This is a genomic window from Exiguobacterium aurantiacum DSM 6208, assembly GCF_000702585.1.
In the GTDB taxonomy this organism is placed as follows: domain Bacteria; phylum Bacillota; class Bacilli; order Exiguobacteriales; family Exiguobacteriaceae; genus Exiguobacterium; species Exiguobacterium aurantiacum.
On the sequence record NZ_JNIQ01000001.1, the window covers coordinates 1270294 to 1286373 of the forward strand.

19 protein-coding genes and 1 pseudogene are annotated in these 16080 nt (G+C 48.4%); 9 read left to right on the top strand and 11 right to left on the bottom strand.

Annotated elements, in window-relative coordinates; all coding sequences use genetic code 11:
* Window positions 1–129 precede the first annotated feature (129 nt).
* A complete protein-coding gene (locus tag P398_RS0106810; protein ID WP_029334556.1) occupies window positions 130–972 on the top strand; it encodes a flagellin N-terminal helical domain-containing protein in 843 nt (280 codons plus the stop codon).
* Window positions 973–1120: 148 nt separating this feature from the next.
* Window positions 1121–4870: a DUF7743 domain-containing protein gene (locus P398_RS0106815; protein WP_029334557.1), complete on the top strand. Its 3750-nt coding sequence runs from the start codon at window positions 1121–1123 to the stop codon at window positions 4868–4870.
* Between the two features lie 1058 nt (window positions 4871–5928).
* Here P398_RS0106815 and P398_RS16885 read toward each other — a convergent pair.
* Window positions 5929–6210, bottom strand: coding sequence for a transposase (locus tag P398_RS16885; RefSeq protein ID WP_160151233.1), 282 nt, complete (start codon window positions 6208–6210; stop codon window positions 5929–5931).
* Window positions 6211–6763: 553 nt separating this feature from the next.
* Between P398_RS16885 and P398_RS16095 the strand changes: the two genes are divergently transcribed.
* Together P398_RS16095 and P398_RS0106835 are read left to right on the top strand one after the other, a co-directional pair.
* Window positions 6764–7141 carry an HTH domain-containing protein gene (locus P398_RS16095; RefSeq protein ID WP_081828290.1) on the top strand — a complete coding sequence of 126 codons (378 nt, stop codon included), beginning with the start codon at window positions 6764–6766 and terminating at the stop codon, window positions 7139–7141.
* Between the two features lie 20 nt (window positions 7142–7161).
* Window positions 7162–7926 (top strand): IS3 family transposase, encoded by a 765-nt coding sequence (locus P398_RS0106835; RefSeq protein ID WP_051638884.1) that lies wholly within the window; start codon window positions 7162–7164, stop codon window positions 7924–7926.
* Here the strand turns inward: P398_RS0106835 and P398_RS17165 are convergent.
* Window positions 7888–8099 (bottom strand): annotated as a pseudogene (locus P398_RS17165) (IS3 family transposase); the annotation flags it as partial. The gene P398_RS0106835 and the pseudogene P398_RS17165 sit on opposite strands and share 39 nt — an antisense overlap.
* Window positions 8100–8371: 272 nt before the next feature.
* Window positions 8372–8539: a hypothetical protein gene (locus P398_RS16890; protein ID WP_160151234.1), complete on the bottom strand. Its 168-nt coding sequence runs from the start codon at window positions 8537–8539 to the stop codon at window positions 8372–8374.
* 194 nt (window positions 8540–8733) lie between these two features.
* Between P398_RS16890 and P398_RS0106845 the strand changes: the two genes are divergently transcribed.
* The 4 genes from P398_RS0106845 to P398_RS0106860 are packed head-to-tail and all read left to right on the top strand — an operon-like array spanning window position 8734 to window position 11510.
* Entirely contained in the window at window positions 8734–9090 is a 357-nt protein-coding gene (locus P398_RS0106845; RefSeq protein ID WP_029334562.1) for a flagellar protein FlaG, read from the top strand.
* A 12-nt stretch (window positions 9091–9102) separates the two neighbouring features.
* Window positions 9103–10770, top strand: coding sequence for a flagellar filament capping protein FliD (gene fliD, locus P398_RS0106850; protein ID WP_029334563.1), 1668 nt, complete (start codon window positions 9103–9105; stop codon window positions 10768–10770).
* Between the two features lie 15 nt (window positions 10771–10785).
* Complete coding sequence (gene fliS, locus P398_RS0106855; protein WP_029334564.1) at window positions 10786–11160, top strand: flagellar export chaperone FliS; 375 nt, start codon at window positions 10786–10788, stop codon at window positions 11158–11160.
* Window positions 11157–11510, top strand: coding sequence for a flagellar protein FliT (locus tag P398_RS0106860; protein ID WP_029334565.1), 354 nt, complete (start codon window positions 11157–11159; stop codon window positions 11508–11510). The genes fliS and P398_RS0106860 overlap by 4 nt, the downstream gene beginning before the upstream one ends.
* A gap of 36 nt (window positions 11511–11546) precedes the next feature.
* Here P398_RS0106860 and P398_RS16375 read toward each other — a convergent pair whose 3' ends face one another.
* Window positions 11547–11924 carry a DUF3021 family protein gene (locus P398_RS16375; RefSeq protein ID WP_051638885.1) on the bottom strand — a complete coding sequence of 126 codons (378 nt, stop codon included), beginning with the start codon at window positions 11922–11924 and terminating at the stop codon, window positions 11547–11549.
* Between the two features lie 162 nt (window positions 11925–12086).
* Between P398_RS16375 and P398_RS0106870 the strand changes: the two genes are divergently transcribed.
* Entirely contained in the window at window positions 12087–12272 is a 186-nt protein-coding gene (locus P398_RS0106870; RefSeq protein WP_029334567.1) for a hypothetical protein, read from the top strand.
* Window positions 12273–12326: 54 nt separating this feature from the next.
* On the opposite strand, the gene P398_RS0106875 is transcribed toward P398_RS0106870, so the two are convergent.
* From P398_RS0106875 to P398_RS0106905, 7 genes are all read right to left on the bottom strand, one after another.
* Window positions 12327–12884 (bottom strand): DUF998 domain-containing protein, encoded by a 558-nt coding sequence (locus tag P398_RS0106875; protein ID WP_029334568.1) that lies wholly within the window; start codon window positions 12882–12884, stop codon window positions 12327–12329.
* A gap of 4 nt (window positions 12885–12888) precedes the next feature.
* A complete protein-coding gene (locus P398_RS0106880; protein ID WP_029334569.1) occupies window positions 12889–13386 on the bottom strand; it encodes a DUF1572 family protein in 498 nt (165 codons plus the stop codon).
* A gap of 74 nt (window positions 13387–13460) precedes the next feature.
* The gene (locus P398_RS0106885) at window positions 13461–14126 is read right to left on the bottom strand and encodes a DUF2225 domain-containing protein (RefSeq protein WP_029334570.1); all 666 of its coding nucleotides are present in this window, start codon (window positions 14124–14126) and stop codon (window positions 13461–13463) included.
* An 8-nt stretch (window positions 14127–14134) separates the two neighbouring features.
* A complete protein-coding gene (locus tag P398_RS0106890; RefSeq protein ID WP_029334571.1) occupies window positions 14135–14578 on the bottom strand; it encodes a YaaR family protein in 444 nt (147 codons plus the stop codon).
* Between the two features lie 21 nt (window positions 14579–14599).
* Window positions 14600–15424 (bottom strand): flagellin N-terminal helical domain-containing protein, encoded by an 825-nt coding sequence (locus tag P398_RS0106895; RefSeq protein ID WP_029334572.1) that lies wholly within the window; start codon window positions 15422–15424, stop codon window positions 14600–14602.
* Window positions 15408–15788, bottom strand: a complete 381-nt coding sequence (locus P398_RS0106900) for a flagellar protein FliS (RefSeq protein ID WP_029334573.1) — start codon at window positions 15786–15788, stop codon at window positions 15408–15410. The genes P398_RS0106895 and P398_RS0106900 overlap by 17 nt, the downstream gene beginning before the upstream one ends.
* The gene (locus P398_RS0106905; RefSeq protein WP_029334574.1) at window positions 15785–16075 is read right to left on the bottom strand and encodes an EscU/YscU/HrcU family type III secretion system export apparatus switch protein; all 291 of its coding nucleotides are present in this window, start codon (window positions 16073–16075) and stop codon (window positions 15785–15787) included. The genes P398_RS0106900 and P398_RS0106905 overlap by 4 nt, the downstream gene beginning before the upstream one ends.
* Window positions 16076–16080 lie beyond the last annotated feature (5 nt).

Here is a 16080-nt window from a genome sequence, read left to right on the forward strand (position 1 = left end):
CCGATATAGAGTATGGAAACGCTAAAACGTTCCACTGAATACAAGGTGAGGGGCCGGCCTAAACCTTGTATGCTCGGACAAAAGGATTTGGAAGAGCGGAAAAACTCAAACCTATGGAGGGAAATTACAATGATTATTAACCACAACCTTAACTCAATGAACGCACACCGTAACATGTCATTCAACACAGCACAAACAGGCAAAGCGATGGAAAAATTGTCTTCAGGTCTTCGCATAAACCGTGCGGGTGACGATGCTGCTGGTCTTGCAATCTCTGAAAAAATGCGTGGACAGATTCGCGGTCTTGATATGGCTTCGAAAAACGCACAAGATGGTATCTCAATGATTCAAACAGCTGAAGGCGGTTTAAACGAAACTCACTCAATCCTTCAACGTATGCGTGAACTTGCTGTTCAAGCATCAAATGACACGAACGTTGAAGTTGACCGCGAAGCAATCGGTGATGAGTTGGCGGAACTTGGTAAAGAAATTACCCGTATTAAAGACAATACGGAGTTTAACGAACAGAAACTTTTAAATGGTTCTGCGGGTGTTTCTGGATTAGTTACTTTCCAAGTTGGAGCTAACACGGAGCAAACGATGGCGGTAGCTTTTACAACTCCTGGGATTGATTTGACTGACATCGAAACTGCTGTAGGAACTCTTGATGCTTCAAGTGTAGAGGACACAGATGCTGCTACAGCGTTGATAAAAACCATTTCTGATCAAATTGAAACAGTTTCTAAAGGCCGTTCGCTTTTAGGAGCAACACAAAATCGTCTTGAACACACTATCAACAACTTGAGTACTTCGGCTGAGAACCTACAAGCAGCTGAATCACGCATCCGTGATGTAGATATGGCGAAAGAGATGATGAACTTTACGAAAAACAACATCCTTAACCAAGCTGCTCAAGCGATGATGAGCCAATCTAATCAGCAACCCCAAGCAGTACTCCAACTCTTACGTTAATTTTTAAAAAACTATTAAGCAAAAAGTCACTATTCTTTTTTAGAAATAGTGACTTTTTGCTTAATTTTTTTCTGTTTCCATCCGATACTATTAATGGAATATAATTCTTTATTAAATCAAAAAAATACAAAATGAGGAGTTTGGTCTTATGAGTTGTCAAGTAAAAAAAGTTTTATCATTATTAGTAGTTTTTGTAATGACATTTTCGCCAATCGTTCAGGCAATGGATATAATTATCGAAGATCCAACACCGGACACCACTCCACCGCAAATTATAGAAGTGATTCCATCAGTTGAAATGGAAGTATCCCCAACACAATCACAAACGTTTAGATTAAAAATAACTGATGATTTATCAGGAGTGAAAAGTGTTTACGTTCATTTCAAACATAGTTCGGGATTATTAAAAGTCGTTCCAATTAAGATTTTATCTGATGATTTATTTGAAGGCACTTTCGCTGTCAACAAATACGAAAAATTTGGAGAATGGAAATTATATAGTGTAAATGTTACGGATAAAAAAGAAAATAATACTACATATTACTCTATGGAAACAGGCTATTTTCAAGTATTTGACTTTTCATCAATTATTTACATCGTTTCAGGAACAGAGTTACGACCTATAAGTGATCCTCCAGTACTGCAATCTATAGAAATAAATACTTCTTCTGATAATAAAACCGCATCACCACTAGAGCCAGTTACCATCACTGTAAAGGTTTTAGATGATAATTTAGATGATAGTAGTGTAGGTGTAAGAGTGAAGTCTAGTAGCGGGAGTTACTATTATACAAGCTTGGCCTACAATCCTACAACTCAACTTCATAGTGGTAAGCTTCATATAAATCTGTATGGATCTCTTGGAGAGTGGATAGTAGAGTCAGTTTCAATGCTAGATGGATTCAATAGTATAACTGCTTACAATAGTAAATTAGGATTAAATCAAGAAGAAGAGTTTACATTTGAAAATGATAGTTTTTATGTAGTTGGAACAACGCCGGATTTTATTTCGCCTTCGTTGGATACGTTGGAAAGATCACTTATTCAGGTTTCTTCAAAAAAAGCAATATTTAAATTAGGGGCCACTTTTTCTGACAATCTTTCTGGGATATCGCATGCATCAGTGGGCTATCTTCGACCTAATAAGAGTCGATTTAGTGTGCCGTTTGTTAAAGGGTTGGATGGTAAGTACTTCGCTGAAATTCCGATTGATCAATACGACCAATTAGGAAAATGGGAACTAGAATATGTTTCAGTGATTGATAGGAATTCTAACTCCTCACTTATTTATAATTCTGCAATAAGACCGTTTGGTACTATTAGCAAAGATTTTAGTCCATATAGTTTTACAGTAAGAGGTCTCATTACGATAGAACCTGTAGTACCGTTTGGTATTGATACAAATTTTACACAAGTTGAGTTATTGCCTGGGGACCGTAGATTACTTACGACAAACCTTACATATTCTGATGGTAATTATAAAGATGTTAGTGCAATGTCAACTGGTACCACATATTACTCTAATACTGGAAAATTAAAAGTGGAAATGGATGGTACTATTGTTGTGAGCTCCGAGATCACTCCTGGAGAATATTTTATTGATGTAAAACATGGGGCTTTTTATAAGCGCATCAAAGTTCTAGTTCCAGGCGAGTTTTCAAAAAAAAATCGACTAATAGTTTCTCCATTGAATTTATCACTTGCAAAAGGTTCAACTCACCGTTTAAGTATTTTAGCTGAAATCGATGGGAATTTATATGATATCAATGGGTCAGGCAATGGAGTAACGTATGTAAATCAATATCCCCAGTTAGTTTCTGTAGATTCTAGTGGATTAGTAAAGAATTTAACTGATACAATTTTAACAACAAAATTAGAAGTACATTATAAAGATTTGAAAACTACAGTTGAAATAAGACTAGATGGTCCACCAAAAATTGAGGCAATCATTAGTTCTCCTTCAGAAATTGAATTGTACAGAGGTACTAATGTTCAAATTAATAGCAGGGCACTCTATTCAGATGGCTCTTCGGAAAACATTACCAATTCTTTAAATACTACTTACACTAGTTCATTAGCAAGCAGAGTAACAGTTGATGAAACTGGATTGATTAGAGTACCTGTGAATGCTTCCTATGGATACTCTACAATTACAGTGAAAAATGGTGCGAATTTTTCAAAAATTTTAATTAAAGTGATAGAGGATTTAAGCAATGTTATGTCCGGGATTGAGGTGAAGAGCCCGGAGACGTCGCTCGAACGAGGGGCGCGGCACCAGCTCGAAGTGATGGGCGCATACCCGACAGGGCACAAAGACATCACATCGAGTTTGGAAGGGACGACATACGTGAGTTCCGTGCCGAACCGTGTGAGTGTTAACGCGGAGGGGCTGTTGTCGGTCCCGGAGGGAGCGTCATACGGAGATGTGACGATCACGGTGAAGAATGGGACGTTCGTGCAAAAGCTGATGGTGACGGTCGCGGAAGACACGAGCAAAACACTCGGCGGGATTGAAGTGAAAGGCCCAGAGGCGTCGCTCGAGCGAGGGGCGCGGCACCAGCTCGAAGTGATGGGCGCATACCCGACAGGGCACAAAGACATCACATCGAGTTTGGAAGGGACGACATACGTGAGTTCCGTGCCGAACCGTGTGAGTGTTAACGCGGAGGGGCTGTTGTCGGTCCCGGAGGGAGCATCGTACGGAGATGCGACGATCACGGTGAAGAATGGGACGTTCGTGCAAAAGCTGATGGTGACGGTCGCGGAAGACACGAGCAAAACACTCGGCGGGATTGAAGTGAAAGGCCCAGAGGCGTCGCTCGAACGAGGGGCGAGGCACCAGCTCGAAGTGATGGGCGCATACCCGACAGGGCACAAAGACATCACATCGAGTTTGGAAGGGACGACATACGTGAGTTCCGTGCCGAACCGTGTGAGTGTTAACGCGGAGGGGCTGTTGTCGGTCCCGGAGGGAGCGTCATACGGAGATGTGACGATCACGGTGAAGAATGGGACGTTCGTGCAAAAGCTGATGGTGACGGTCGCGGAAGACCCGAACAAAATACTCGGCGGGATTGAAGTGAAAGGCCCAGAGACGTCGCTCGAACGAGGGGCGCGGCACCAGCTCGAAGTGATGGGCGCATACCCGACAGGGCACAAAGACATCACATCGAGTTTGGAAGGGACGACATACGTGAGTTCCGTGCCGAACCGTGTGAGTGTTAACGCGGAGGGGCTGTTGTCGGTCCCGGAGGGAGCGTCATACGGAGATGTGACGATCACGGTGAAGAATGGGACGTTCGTGCAAAAGCTGATGGTGACGGTCGCGGAAGACCCGAACAAAATACTCGGCGGGATTGAAGTGAAAGGCCCAGAGACGTCGCTCGAACGAGGGGCGCGGCACCAGCTCGAAGTGATAGGTGCATACCCGACAGGGCACAAAGACATCACATCGAGTAAGGAGGGAACTACATACTTGAGTTCCGTTCCGGGCAGAGTGAGTGTAAACTCCGAGGGGTTGTTGACTGTCCCACTGGGAGCGTCGTATGGTTCAGCAATCATCACTGTGAAACATGGGGTTATAAGTTACAAAATTACTGTTACCGTATCAGAGAACCCATACAGTATATTACAAGAAATACTGGTTACTGATTCCTCGATTTACTTGAGAAAAGGAGAAACTTATTCTCTATCAGTTCAAGGAGTATATTTACTCAGAACTGAAGACCTAACTTTAGGGTCGACTGGCACTACCTATTTAAGTTCAGTCCCGAGTAGAGTAGTTGCAAGTAGCGATGGTGTTTTATCGGTACCTTTCAGTGCAAGTGCTGGCACAGCTGTCATCACCATCAGAAACGGACAAAAAAATGTAAAGAAAACTATTCAAGTTATCAATTAAATTAAATGTAGAACTAGAACGTGAGCACAGAAAATCTCATAGTTGTATTTTGCAATACAAATGTGGTTCTTACGCAACGTTGGCGAACGATGAGGAGCGACCGTCTGAAGTTGGTCGCTCATTTTTTTGCAATATCAATGAGCAGGGCTCGGTTCAGGATTGCGACAAAGTACCTCAATCCTGGGCAAGTCAAAACTTTCCCTTCCATACACGAGTCGTTTCAACATCTTTAGGCGATTGACGTCCCCTTCCACGTAATCGTTGATTTCTTTAAATCGACAAGCCGCCAGGATCACCTCTATATTTTGTTTGAGGCGACCCACGAAGCGCTTCAGTCCGGGATGTGATGTGACCTGTGGATTGGTGATCAACGCAAGGAGATGTTCCGCGTCCCTTTCACGGATTGCTCCCCGAAATCCTTGGATGAAACAGAACGGGATGGCGAGATCTCCGTAATGGGCCAACAGGGACGAGACATCGATGATGTCACCCGGTCTGGTCGCAGGCCATTGCCAGAGTAAGCGACAGACATCCTTGCGCGATATAAAAACCTGGGGTTCAGGAAGACCCTCCCTCTGAACGTCACGTGAACGGTAACGGACCGCGCCGAACGAACCTTTGTAACTAATTGCCTCAGATGGGCATCCGTTTCCTGAAGCGTATATCGATTTAGAACACATTCTCTCAAGTGTGGCACGAAACGATCAATCAAATGAGGTCTTTGTCGTTTCGATGGGGAGGGCTCGTAAGTCGGGTCACTATATTTTTTGACGGTCCTCCAGTTCAAGTTCAGGATCCTGGCGATCGCATTCAGACTCTTCCCTTGGTGATACATGCTTTGAACCATTTCGACCAAAGGTCGTTTCTTTCCGGAATTCATCGGATGTTGCGGTTTCAAACCGTACCGATCCAGCACCTTCCTGGCTTACAGGGATTAGAGAGGGAAGGACACGCTGGCATATCGAATTGAGACATCGCCATAGGTTGTCTACGAGATGGAAGCGGTCGCTCACCACTACGATGTCCTGGTTGAGCAACGCTTCTTGATAGGTGGGGAATCAATCGACCGATGCGCGGACAGGTCGCTTCTCCAGATTCAGAAGCCAATCCGTCAACATGTCAGCTTCGCGGGTTCGGAGCAAGTCGATGGGACGATGGATTGTTGCGTCACAGATGATGGTCCCGTATCGATGACCTTTTTTGAAGGCGAAGTCATCAATGCCGATTATCTCAGCACAGTGACTTGGGATGGGGACACGTCGTAACACTCTGAGCAGCGTGTCGTGGCTGATTCGAAAACCTAGAACAGTTGTGACGCGTTCTGCTTCCTTCGCACTCATCGCCAACACTAAGGTTGATAGCACGCGCTCTGTACGGAGTGTTCTCCGGGAATGAGAAAGAGCCCATGGCAATCGCTCTGTAAAAATGGAGCGTGGGCATCTAGAATTGTCACAGAACCACTTTGGTACTTGAATGTGCAGGTGGAGCACTTGATGTATTCCTGAAAAGTCTTTTAGTCGTCGCTTCGCGAAACTGTGACGTTGGTGACAAGACTGAACGTAGTTTGGACAACACGCACCGTTGGACACGAGACGAACTGCAAAGTATCTCATCTCATCGTGTGAGTGAACACTCGTGATGCACAATCGATTATCCAGGAATTCTAACTCGTTCATGGAAATCAATCCTTTTTGATTTTATTCCCGTAATGTCAGCATCACTACCTCACCAATATTCCGTAAGAACCACTCCTATTTTGCACTACACAACCCTGAGTAATAGACACTAAAAAAAGTCTATTGCTCAGGGTTTTTGTGTACACTGGACTAAATCATATCGGGAGTAGATTTTAGATGTCGAAGAAGCTGTTTACGTCGAAAGAGATAAATTGAGTTGAGCACAAATAAATACGTCAAGTCCGTGAGCCCGAAAGGGATCACGTATACCGATGAGTTCAAAGAACTTTTTATGGCACAGACACTTGATGGACGGTTTCCGATAGAAATCTTCCGGGACTGCGGATTCGATACCGAGGCTGTGGGTTCTTCGCGCATAAACGCTTGTAGGAGACGCTGGTTAGCGTCTTATAAAAGAGACGGGGTAATGGGTCTGCGCGATACACGAGCGGGCAATTCAGGACGCAGCAAAGATAAAGAACTATCCACGGAAGAACGGTACGCAAAGCTCGAGGCCGAAAATAAACTGTTAAAAGCCGAGGTCGAACTATTAAAGGAGATCCGCCTGGCGGAAGGGAGAGGAAAGCTGGACTAAGTGCATCACAAAAATAAGAGTTGATTCAAGGTGTCATCACCAAGCACGGAATGAAAGGGATGGTCAGCCATCTCTGTCACGTGGTCGGGGTGTCACGTCAGGGATACCACGCCTATTTCTCGGAACGGAGAATACAGATCAGACAGGAGCGCGAAGCGAAAGACATGGTTCTTCGCGACCTCGTTCTGAAGGCGTTCCACTTCAAGAAGCGAAAGAAGGGAGCTAGGCAGATCAAGATGGTTCTGTCTGGTCATTTCGGTGTGTCGATGAACCTGAAGTGCATCCGACGTATCATGCGGAAATATAACATCGTATGTCCAATCCGTAAGGCGGACCCATACAAACGGCTCATTAAGGCGACCGCTGAGCACCGGGTGGTGCCGAATCACCTCAAGCGCGAATTCAAACAGGGCACGCCCTACAAGGTCCTCCTCACCGACATCACCTACATATTTTACGGGAACGGTAAGCGCGCCTATCTTTCGACCATCGTGGACGGATCGACCAATGAGGTACTGGCACACCATCTCTCTGAGAACATCAAACTCGACCTCGTGTTGGACACGTTGAAACATTTACGTAAGAACCGGAGGGTTCGTTTGGCGAAGGATGCATTCATCCATTCAGACCAGGGCGGGCACTATACGAGTCCTACCTACCAGAAAAAGGTGAAACGTATGAGGCTAGGTCAATCCATGTCCCGGCGGGGCAACTGTTGGGACAACGCCGTCCAGGAATCATCTCCTTCAAGCCGCATAAGTTTTTTTCAAATGTCCTTTACATAGGGTACAGATTAGTTCCGGGGTCATCTTTTTTAGGTTCCACTGACTACGTGCGCAATGATAGTAGCGTATGTAGTCCCCAACCATTTTTCAAATGACCCGCACGAACGGGTGGTGAAATAGTCCTTTAAATGACCGAAGAACGATTTAATTGGTGCGTTGTCGAGACAGTTGCCCTAACGTTACATAGACTTTACGAGTTGCTTGTAGTCCGGATGTGGATAGATTGATCCGAAGGGATAATCACCCCGAGACGCAGGTTTCCTCGGAGGAGTCTTCGAGCTTCTTCATCGTCTGAAAGACGAGATTTATGTGAAGGCTTATGAAATAGCTTGTGAGCCACAATTTAACGTGTAGCGACGTCCTATCGGGATTGTTCTAGTCGGAGGCTATCGGGAGGTGGGTGATGTCGGTCACGAAGACTTTTCCAATCATCGTCAGGTCGCCCTCAGACTCCGTGAAAAATCTGTTTGGGGTCTTTTCTCTCCATGTTTTCACGGACGGCCTTAATCTTGAAATCGGCGGTGTATTGAAGCGAGGGTTCTGAGACCGAAGCGACGTTCGGGTTTTCTTCGAGCTGCTTGGTTTGACTCATACTGAAAATGATTTTACTCATGGTTGTTTCTCCTGTCTGAATGAATAGGTTTATTATAACGCTTCGTAGACATGCGAAAACCCCGAATGATGCACTTTTTTCAAAGGTCTATCATTCGGGGTTCAGTTCGATATTAAAAAGACTCGATTTATAATTTAAGAGTTATGTATTTAATGCCGATACTAATGATGAATATAATAAAGGGGAGTATAAAAATGAGCTCTACGATTTCGGAAATTCGCCTTCATTTGCCGTCCTCAGTGTTACCTTATGAACAAACAAAAAATATGTTCACTGAAGATTCTCAAAAACGTTTAGCTGATGAGGGAATCGTAGTTTTGCCGACTCCTCAGCATGTAACAAAACTTGAAACAGCCATTGAGAAAGCTAACCACTCATTAGATTTGCAGTTAACAGGACTCAAGTTCATTAAACATGAAAAGCTAAACGATTACTACATTCAAATTGTAGATACAAATAACGAAGTAATAAGAGAAATTCCTAGCAAACAATCACTCGATTTTTTTGCTGCTTTTATGGAGTTCAATCGATTATTTGATGAACGTGTGTAAGGAGGAGAAGATATGACAACACCTATAAGATTCGGTGGACTAGCTAGTGGAATCGATACAGATACTATTATCAAACAGTTAATGCAAGTTGAACGAGTTCCAGTCGATAAACTTGAACAAAAAAAACAGGCGACTGAATGGAAACGTGACGCATACCGTGAAATCAACCGCTCACTTCTAACGCTTCGAAATAGTGCGGTAGATCTTATTTTCAGTCGGAATTTTTATGCTAAAACAGCCAGTTCATCTGATGAATCTCGTGTGTCTGTTGTAGCTGGACCGTCGAGTGGGAACACTGCGATTCGTATTGATTCTGTTACCAACTTAGCAACAGCTGCTTCGCAAATTGTCGAGCCAAAAGATAGAGATGGGAACGCAGTAACGAAAACAACAAAAGTTTCCGATATGAACTTACAGTCAGCTACCCAAGTAGTCACTTTATCAACTGCCGCAAAAGAATGGACACTATCACCTAAACCGCGTGCAGGTGAAACAGTAGCATTAAAAGATGCATCGAACAATCCAATTGATGCATCATATGATGAGGCAACAGGAAAAGTCATGATGAATGACGGGTCAGATATTCCAACAGGCACTACTGCTACTTATACATCCGGGTATCAAATTCAAATTCGTTCTGTAGAGGGTGGAGATTTTAAGACAATTAAAATAGCAGAAAATGCAACTGTTGAAAACTTGATTACTGCATTAAACGGAAAAGATTCAGGAATTTCCGCTTTCTTTGAACCTCTTTCTGGAAAACTATCACTTACACAGAAACAGACCGGAAGCGTAGCTATTATTGAATTTGATGGAGTAACTAAGGCTGCTTTCGGAATAGATACGTCAGCAGTACCTGTGAAAGGTACCAATGCTAATTTCATGGTAAATGGAATATCTATGTCGCAAAGTTCGAATACAGTTACGATTGATAACATGACTGTTACTCTCAAGTCGTCTTTTATAGCCGGGAATCCCGTAATGTTATCTGCTGCCACTGATACTCAAAAAGTATTTGATAATATTAAAAAGTTTGTGAATCAATATAACGAAACAATTGAGTTAATGAATAGAAAAGTAAAAGAAGAAAGATACAGATCTTTTAATCCTCTCACAAATGCGCAGAAAAATGAGCTTTCCGAAGACGAAATTAAAAAATGGGAAGAGAAAGCAATGAGTGGCTTACTCAAAAATGATACAATCGTTCGCGGTGCCATGGACACGCTAAGGGGAAAGTGGTCTAGCGCGTCTTCACCTACAAATGATGTGGATATGAAACAGTTATTTCAGATAGGGCTCTCTACGGGAGCAGACTTTACGAACGGTGGGAAAATTGAATTAAACGAAGAAAAACTTAAGGCAGCAATCGAAAAAGATCCGGAGCAAGTGTATCAACTCTTCACGAATCAAGAAAGTGGGCTACTTTTAAAAATTCGTGATGCTGCAACCAGTTCACGTTCGTCTATCACCCGGATCGCCGGGGCGGACGGGGCCGGTGCCCCGACGTACTCGATGGGCCGTGAGATGACACAAATCGATACCCGCATCCAACGATTGAACGCACTGCTCGTCGATAAAGAGAACGCCTACTACCGTCGCTTCGCGGCGATGGAGACGGCAATGAATCAGGCGAACTCGCAAGCCGCCTCACTGCAACAGTTTTTAGGCGGAGGCATGTAAGAGGAGGAAACAAACATGGTAGCCAACCCATATGCAGCTTATCAAAACAACGCGGTCACGACCGCGAACCCGCAAGAACTGACGCTCATGTTGTATGACGGGGCGCTCAAGTTCACGCGCCTCGCCAAACTCGCCATCGAGCAAGGGAACCCGGACCTAAAGAACACGAACATCCAAAAAGCGCAGGCGATCTTCCAAGAGATGCGTTTGACGCTCAATAAAGACATCGCCATCTCGGCGAACCTCGACTCGCTTTACGAGTACATCTGGCGCCGTCTGTTGGACGCGAACGTGAAGAACGATACATCGATCCTTGATGAGGTGCTCGACTTCACGACCGAACTCCGCGACACGTGGAAAGAAGCGATGAAACTCGCGAAGCAAGCATGAGACCAATCGACGAGATTATCTTAAAGACGCAACGGCTGAAGGACCTGCTCGCGCAAGTACCGGAAGAGCCGACGTACGACACGTGGATGGACCAGATCCATGAACTTCTTGACGACCGTGAGCAACTGCTCGCCGCGCACGGACCGGATCTACAAGCGGCCGACCAGACCGTCATCCGTCAGCTCGTCGACGACAGTCAAAAGATCGCCCGCTTGATCGAGGCCGAGCACCAACGGCTCGGCATGACGCTCGGGACGGCCCGGCAAGAACGGAAAGCCGTCAAGACGTACGTCGACCCGTATGAGGACGTCGACTCGAACTTCTCGGGACTATTCGATCAACAGACATAAAACAGCTCGAAGGCGCGCCTTCGAGCTGTTTGCTGTTCACGGGGTCTTCGGTTGGCGTCGGATTCTAGAGACGAAGTGCGTCACGCCGAACAAGATGAGCCCGCTCACGTTGAAGTTCACGTATAAGCGACCGAAGTCTTGAACGGAGTTGACGGGGACGAGTCCCGACAGAAAGACGAGCGGTAAAATCGTCACATGCATGACGGCCCAGTGAATGAAAATCTGTTTCGGGAACGACCATCTTCTCACCTCGTAGATGACGCTCGTGACGCCGAGGAAGAAGCCGATGCCGCCGTACGTCAAAGTGAGGCGGACGCTTTCCATATCACCCACCAGTATATTATAAAGGGCGAACACGCCTGATGCCGCCAACAGAAGCGTCCCGCGCTTTAATCCTTTTTTCACTAGATCCATCGAACCCATCCTTCCGCTTATGTAGTGGTCTATTCTACGCAAACGACCGCTCAGAAGTTTAATTGATTTTCGAGACAGATGCAAACACGTCTGTTATCGGGTAAAATCGGGTAAATACCACTATACCCGTTGCTTCTTTTCTGGAATGAGGAGGGAAACGAGATGAGTGAGAAAAAAGTGAAACCCGAGTCAGCCAAGAAACGTCGTTACTTCGTCTACGGTCCAGAAGGAGCGTACGATGAATACGTGGAACGCGACCCGAAGCTCGAGGCGTACGTCGAGGATGACGCGCCGGTCGAGGACGGGCCCGACCCGTATGAAGAAGAGGATTTGAAATCAAGAGGATAGATTGGAAAGAGTCAAGGTCTGACACACGACCTTGACTCTTCTTCGTTCAACCCGTCATTTCGCTCGTCTCTGCAGGCGTTTGTCCGGATCCATATAAAAGAACAGCCACCAAAACGAGCCGATGAACATGGCCCGCTGCAGCAATCCCATATAGTCCGGTGCGACGAACATGACGAGCGAGAAGACGATCGCGATCCCGGCCGTTATAAAACCGACGATACGTTGGCTGCCGTCGTTCATGAACCCGTGCCCGGCGGCGAGGAGCGTGAAGAACAGGCCGGTCGAACTCGCGAAAACGGAATGCAGCAGGTCATGGAACTGATTCACCGGGACGCCGGCGACGAGCGGGGCGTGGTGAAACACGCCCGTCAGCAACAGGCTGACCCCGAAGCATGTCCCGAGGACTTGATGGTACGTAACTCGCGTTTTCCACGAGACGAGGACGGCCGTGATCCCGAGCGCGACGAACGTGACGTTCATGACCCACGCGAAGGGTGAGCCTTGGGCGCCGAGGTGGCTCGTCGTGTTTCGGACGAGCGAGTAGCCGTCAAAACTGAACAGCGGCAAGACGGTCGAGACGACGAGGAAAGTGAGAAAGACGAGGCGCGTCACGATGTCAACGCTGGTGCGGCAACGGAATCGTCAACACGTTCCAATTTTCCCCGGCGAATACTTTCGCGAGAAAGACGATCTGCCCGACGTGATAGCTGTAGTGCGACACTTGCTTCTCGATCGCCCAGATGACGCTCTTCTCCTCACCGCGGATGAAGACGGTCTTGCCGAGGTCTTCCGGCGTGAGGCTCGACAATACATCGTCCAACAGCTGCCAGCGCGCGTCCCACGTCGCCATGAGTTCCTCGCGGGACAACTGCTGGTCCTCGAACTCGGCGTCGCGGTTCCGGTCCGGTTTCTCACCGTCCGTCGTCAAGAAGTCGGTCCAACGAGACAACATATTGTTCGCCATATGCTGCACGATGACGGCGAGCGAGAGCGTGTCCGGGGCGAGGGTGCGGTGCAGGTCCTCGTCGCTCACTTGACTGAGCGCGTTCTCGGCGAGTTGTTTCTGTTCTTGGAAAATGCTTCGTACTTCTGTCACGTAACGTTGTTCAAACATGATGTTCCCTCCTTATGTACATTCCTTCTCCCATACCCTGAAATTAGAAAAGACGAACAGTCGCCTGTCCGCCTTCACGCATGCTCCATCCGAAAATCTTCCCAATGGTCCCGGGCCTGGTTCCGAATCCGCTCCGACACTTCCTTGCTGCCGAGGAGGATCCCGTACCAGCGCCGTGCTTCTTCGTAATACCCGAGCGCGGCCGATAAGTCCGCGATCCGCAGCATGAGCTGGTCATAAGGGAGGCCGGTCCGGATTTGATCGGTGTAGCCTTCCTGCACCTCGTTATACTTGTCGAGCGTCCGCTTCATCCATTCACGTTCCGCTTTCGCATCGCCCGTCAACCGGTACATCCAGACGAGGCGCATGCCGAGCATGGCCACGACGGACGGTTTCTGACCGCTCAGCTGGGCCGTCATGACGGCGAACTTGTACAGTGTGATGACGTGACCGGGCGTCCGGTCACCGGCCAAGACGTCGGCGTTCACGCGCGGGAAGTACTCGGTCTCGAGCGCCTCGCGGTTGTTCTTCCGCACCTTGTCGAACGAGTCGTGGAAGACGAGGTGGCAGTGACTGCAGACGGCGGGTTCATACAAGTACGGGTTCTCGCCCTCATACGTCGTGTAGCCGTCCTTCGCGACTTCTTGCGGGCGGATGTGGCGCGACAAGACGCGCGGCGTCGTGCTCTCTTTCAAACAATACGGGCACTTCACTTTTTTCGAAAACAAATGTTCAGCCATAAGTCACCTCATACGTATACGTTGACGAGTAGCCCGCGAATCTCACCGACCTGGTCGAGGAGCGACAGGCGGGACGCCTCGCCCGAGATGACCTGGTCCGTCAACGCGAGCAGCTTCTGGTCGACCTGTTCGACGATCTTATAGATCTTGGCCCGGCCGCGGCGGTTGAAGCCGCGCTTGTCCTCGAGGCGGAGCGCCGCGTCAACGGCGTCTTTCATAAAGTCTTTGATCAGTTGTTTATATTCAGCGAGCGACTCGACCGTCTGGCTCTCGGCGAGGAGCTCGCCTTGTTCGTGGATGGCCGCGATTTGGCGCTGGAAGCGCTCGTGCTCACGGTCTTCCCGTTTCTGTCCGATGACGTTCGAGAACGAGACGCCGGGCTCGACGTCCGGTTTCTTTGCCTTGCCGGCGCCGAGGAGCGACTGCGTCTCCATGATGCGACGAATGTCCATAGAAATCCGTCCTTCCTTAAGTTAGTTCAACAATTGTAACACGCCTTGCGGCAAGGCGTTCGACTGGGCGATCATCGCCATGCCGGACTGGTTCAAGATGTTCAGGCGGGCGAAATCCATCATCTCGCGGGCCATGTCGGCGTCACGGATGCGCGACTCCGATGCCGTCAAGTTCTCCGAGCCGATCGTGACGACGCTCACGTTCGCCTCTAACCGGTTCTGGATGGCACCGAGCTTCGAGCGCTCGAGCGAGACGGCGTTGATGGCGGCATCGAACTTGGCGATCGCGTCCCCGGCGTCTGACGCCGTCAACACGCTGAGTCCGTCGATGCCGAGGGCACCGGCGCGCATGTCGGCGACGTTCAAGATGACGGCTTCACCACTCCCGGCACCGACTTGGAAGAACAGCTCCTTCGCGCCTTGCGTGTACTCACCGTTCATGATCTTTTTCGAGTTGAACTCGGTCGTCTCGGCGATGCGCGTCACTTCGGCGGTGAGCGCCGTAATCTCTTCTTGGATCGCTTTCGCGTCGTCGCCGCTGAGCGTCCCGTTCGACGCTTGCACCGACAGCTCACGCATCCGTTGGAGGAGGGCGTGCGTCTCGTTCATGCCGCCCTCGAGCGTCTGCGTGAGCGAGATGCCGTCGAGCGTGTTGCGCTCGGCCATCGACAGCGAGTCGAGGCGCATGCGCATCTTCTCGGAGATGGCGAGCCCGGCCGCGTCATCGGACGCCTTGTTGATACGGACGCCGCTCGAGAGACGGTCCATCGTCTTCTTCATCGACGCCTGGTTGAGCGAGAGCGACGTGTACGCTTTTAAGGCCTGCACGTTATTGGTAATTTTCATAGCGGTTCCCTCCGATCGGTTGCGGTGTGAGTTTGGCGCGTTGCATCGCCTCGCCCCACGTCTTGTCAAGGTCGACAGCGAGTGCGTGCAGCTCCTCGATCTTCGATAAGTCTTGTTCGATCAGCGCCTCGAGGCTCGATTTCGCCATATACAGATAAATCTCATCGAGTTGGGCCGAGATGATGCCGCCGTTGTCGTGGAGGCCTTGGTGCAGTTTGGCGAGCAGTTCGCGCGCCTGTCTGAGGTGGCGGTTCCGTTCGGCGATCGTCGCATCAAGCGCGAGTTCATAATGGTAAGTGAGGGCGTGGAGCATCGCTTGCGTCAGCTCTTCGGCGCTCATCTCATATAGTCGGTTCGGGTTCATGAATGTTCTCCTTTGAGTGAGTCAAGTTCTTCAATCAACAACAATACTTCGGCCATGACGTCATACAGCTCGGGCGGGATGGCGTCACCGAGGTCGAGGTCGAGCAGGTGGCCAAGGAGCGAATGGTCATGCTCGATGGCGACGCCGCGCGCTCTCGCCTCATCTAGAATCTTGTCGGCGACGGCGCCCGTCCCGCGGGCGACGATGACCGGGGCCCGGTCCGTCGACTCGTCGTAGCGGACGACGGCGGCCGTCTTACGTTTCGTCAAATCCATGCGTTGATACATGTCGG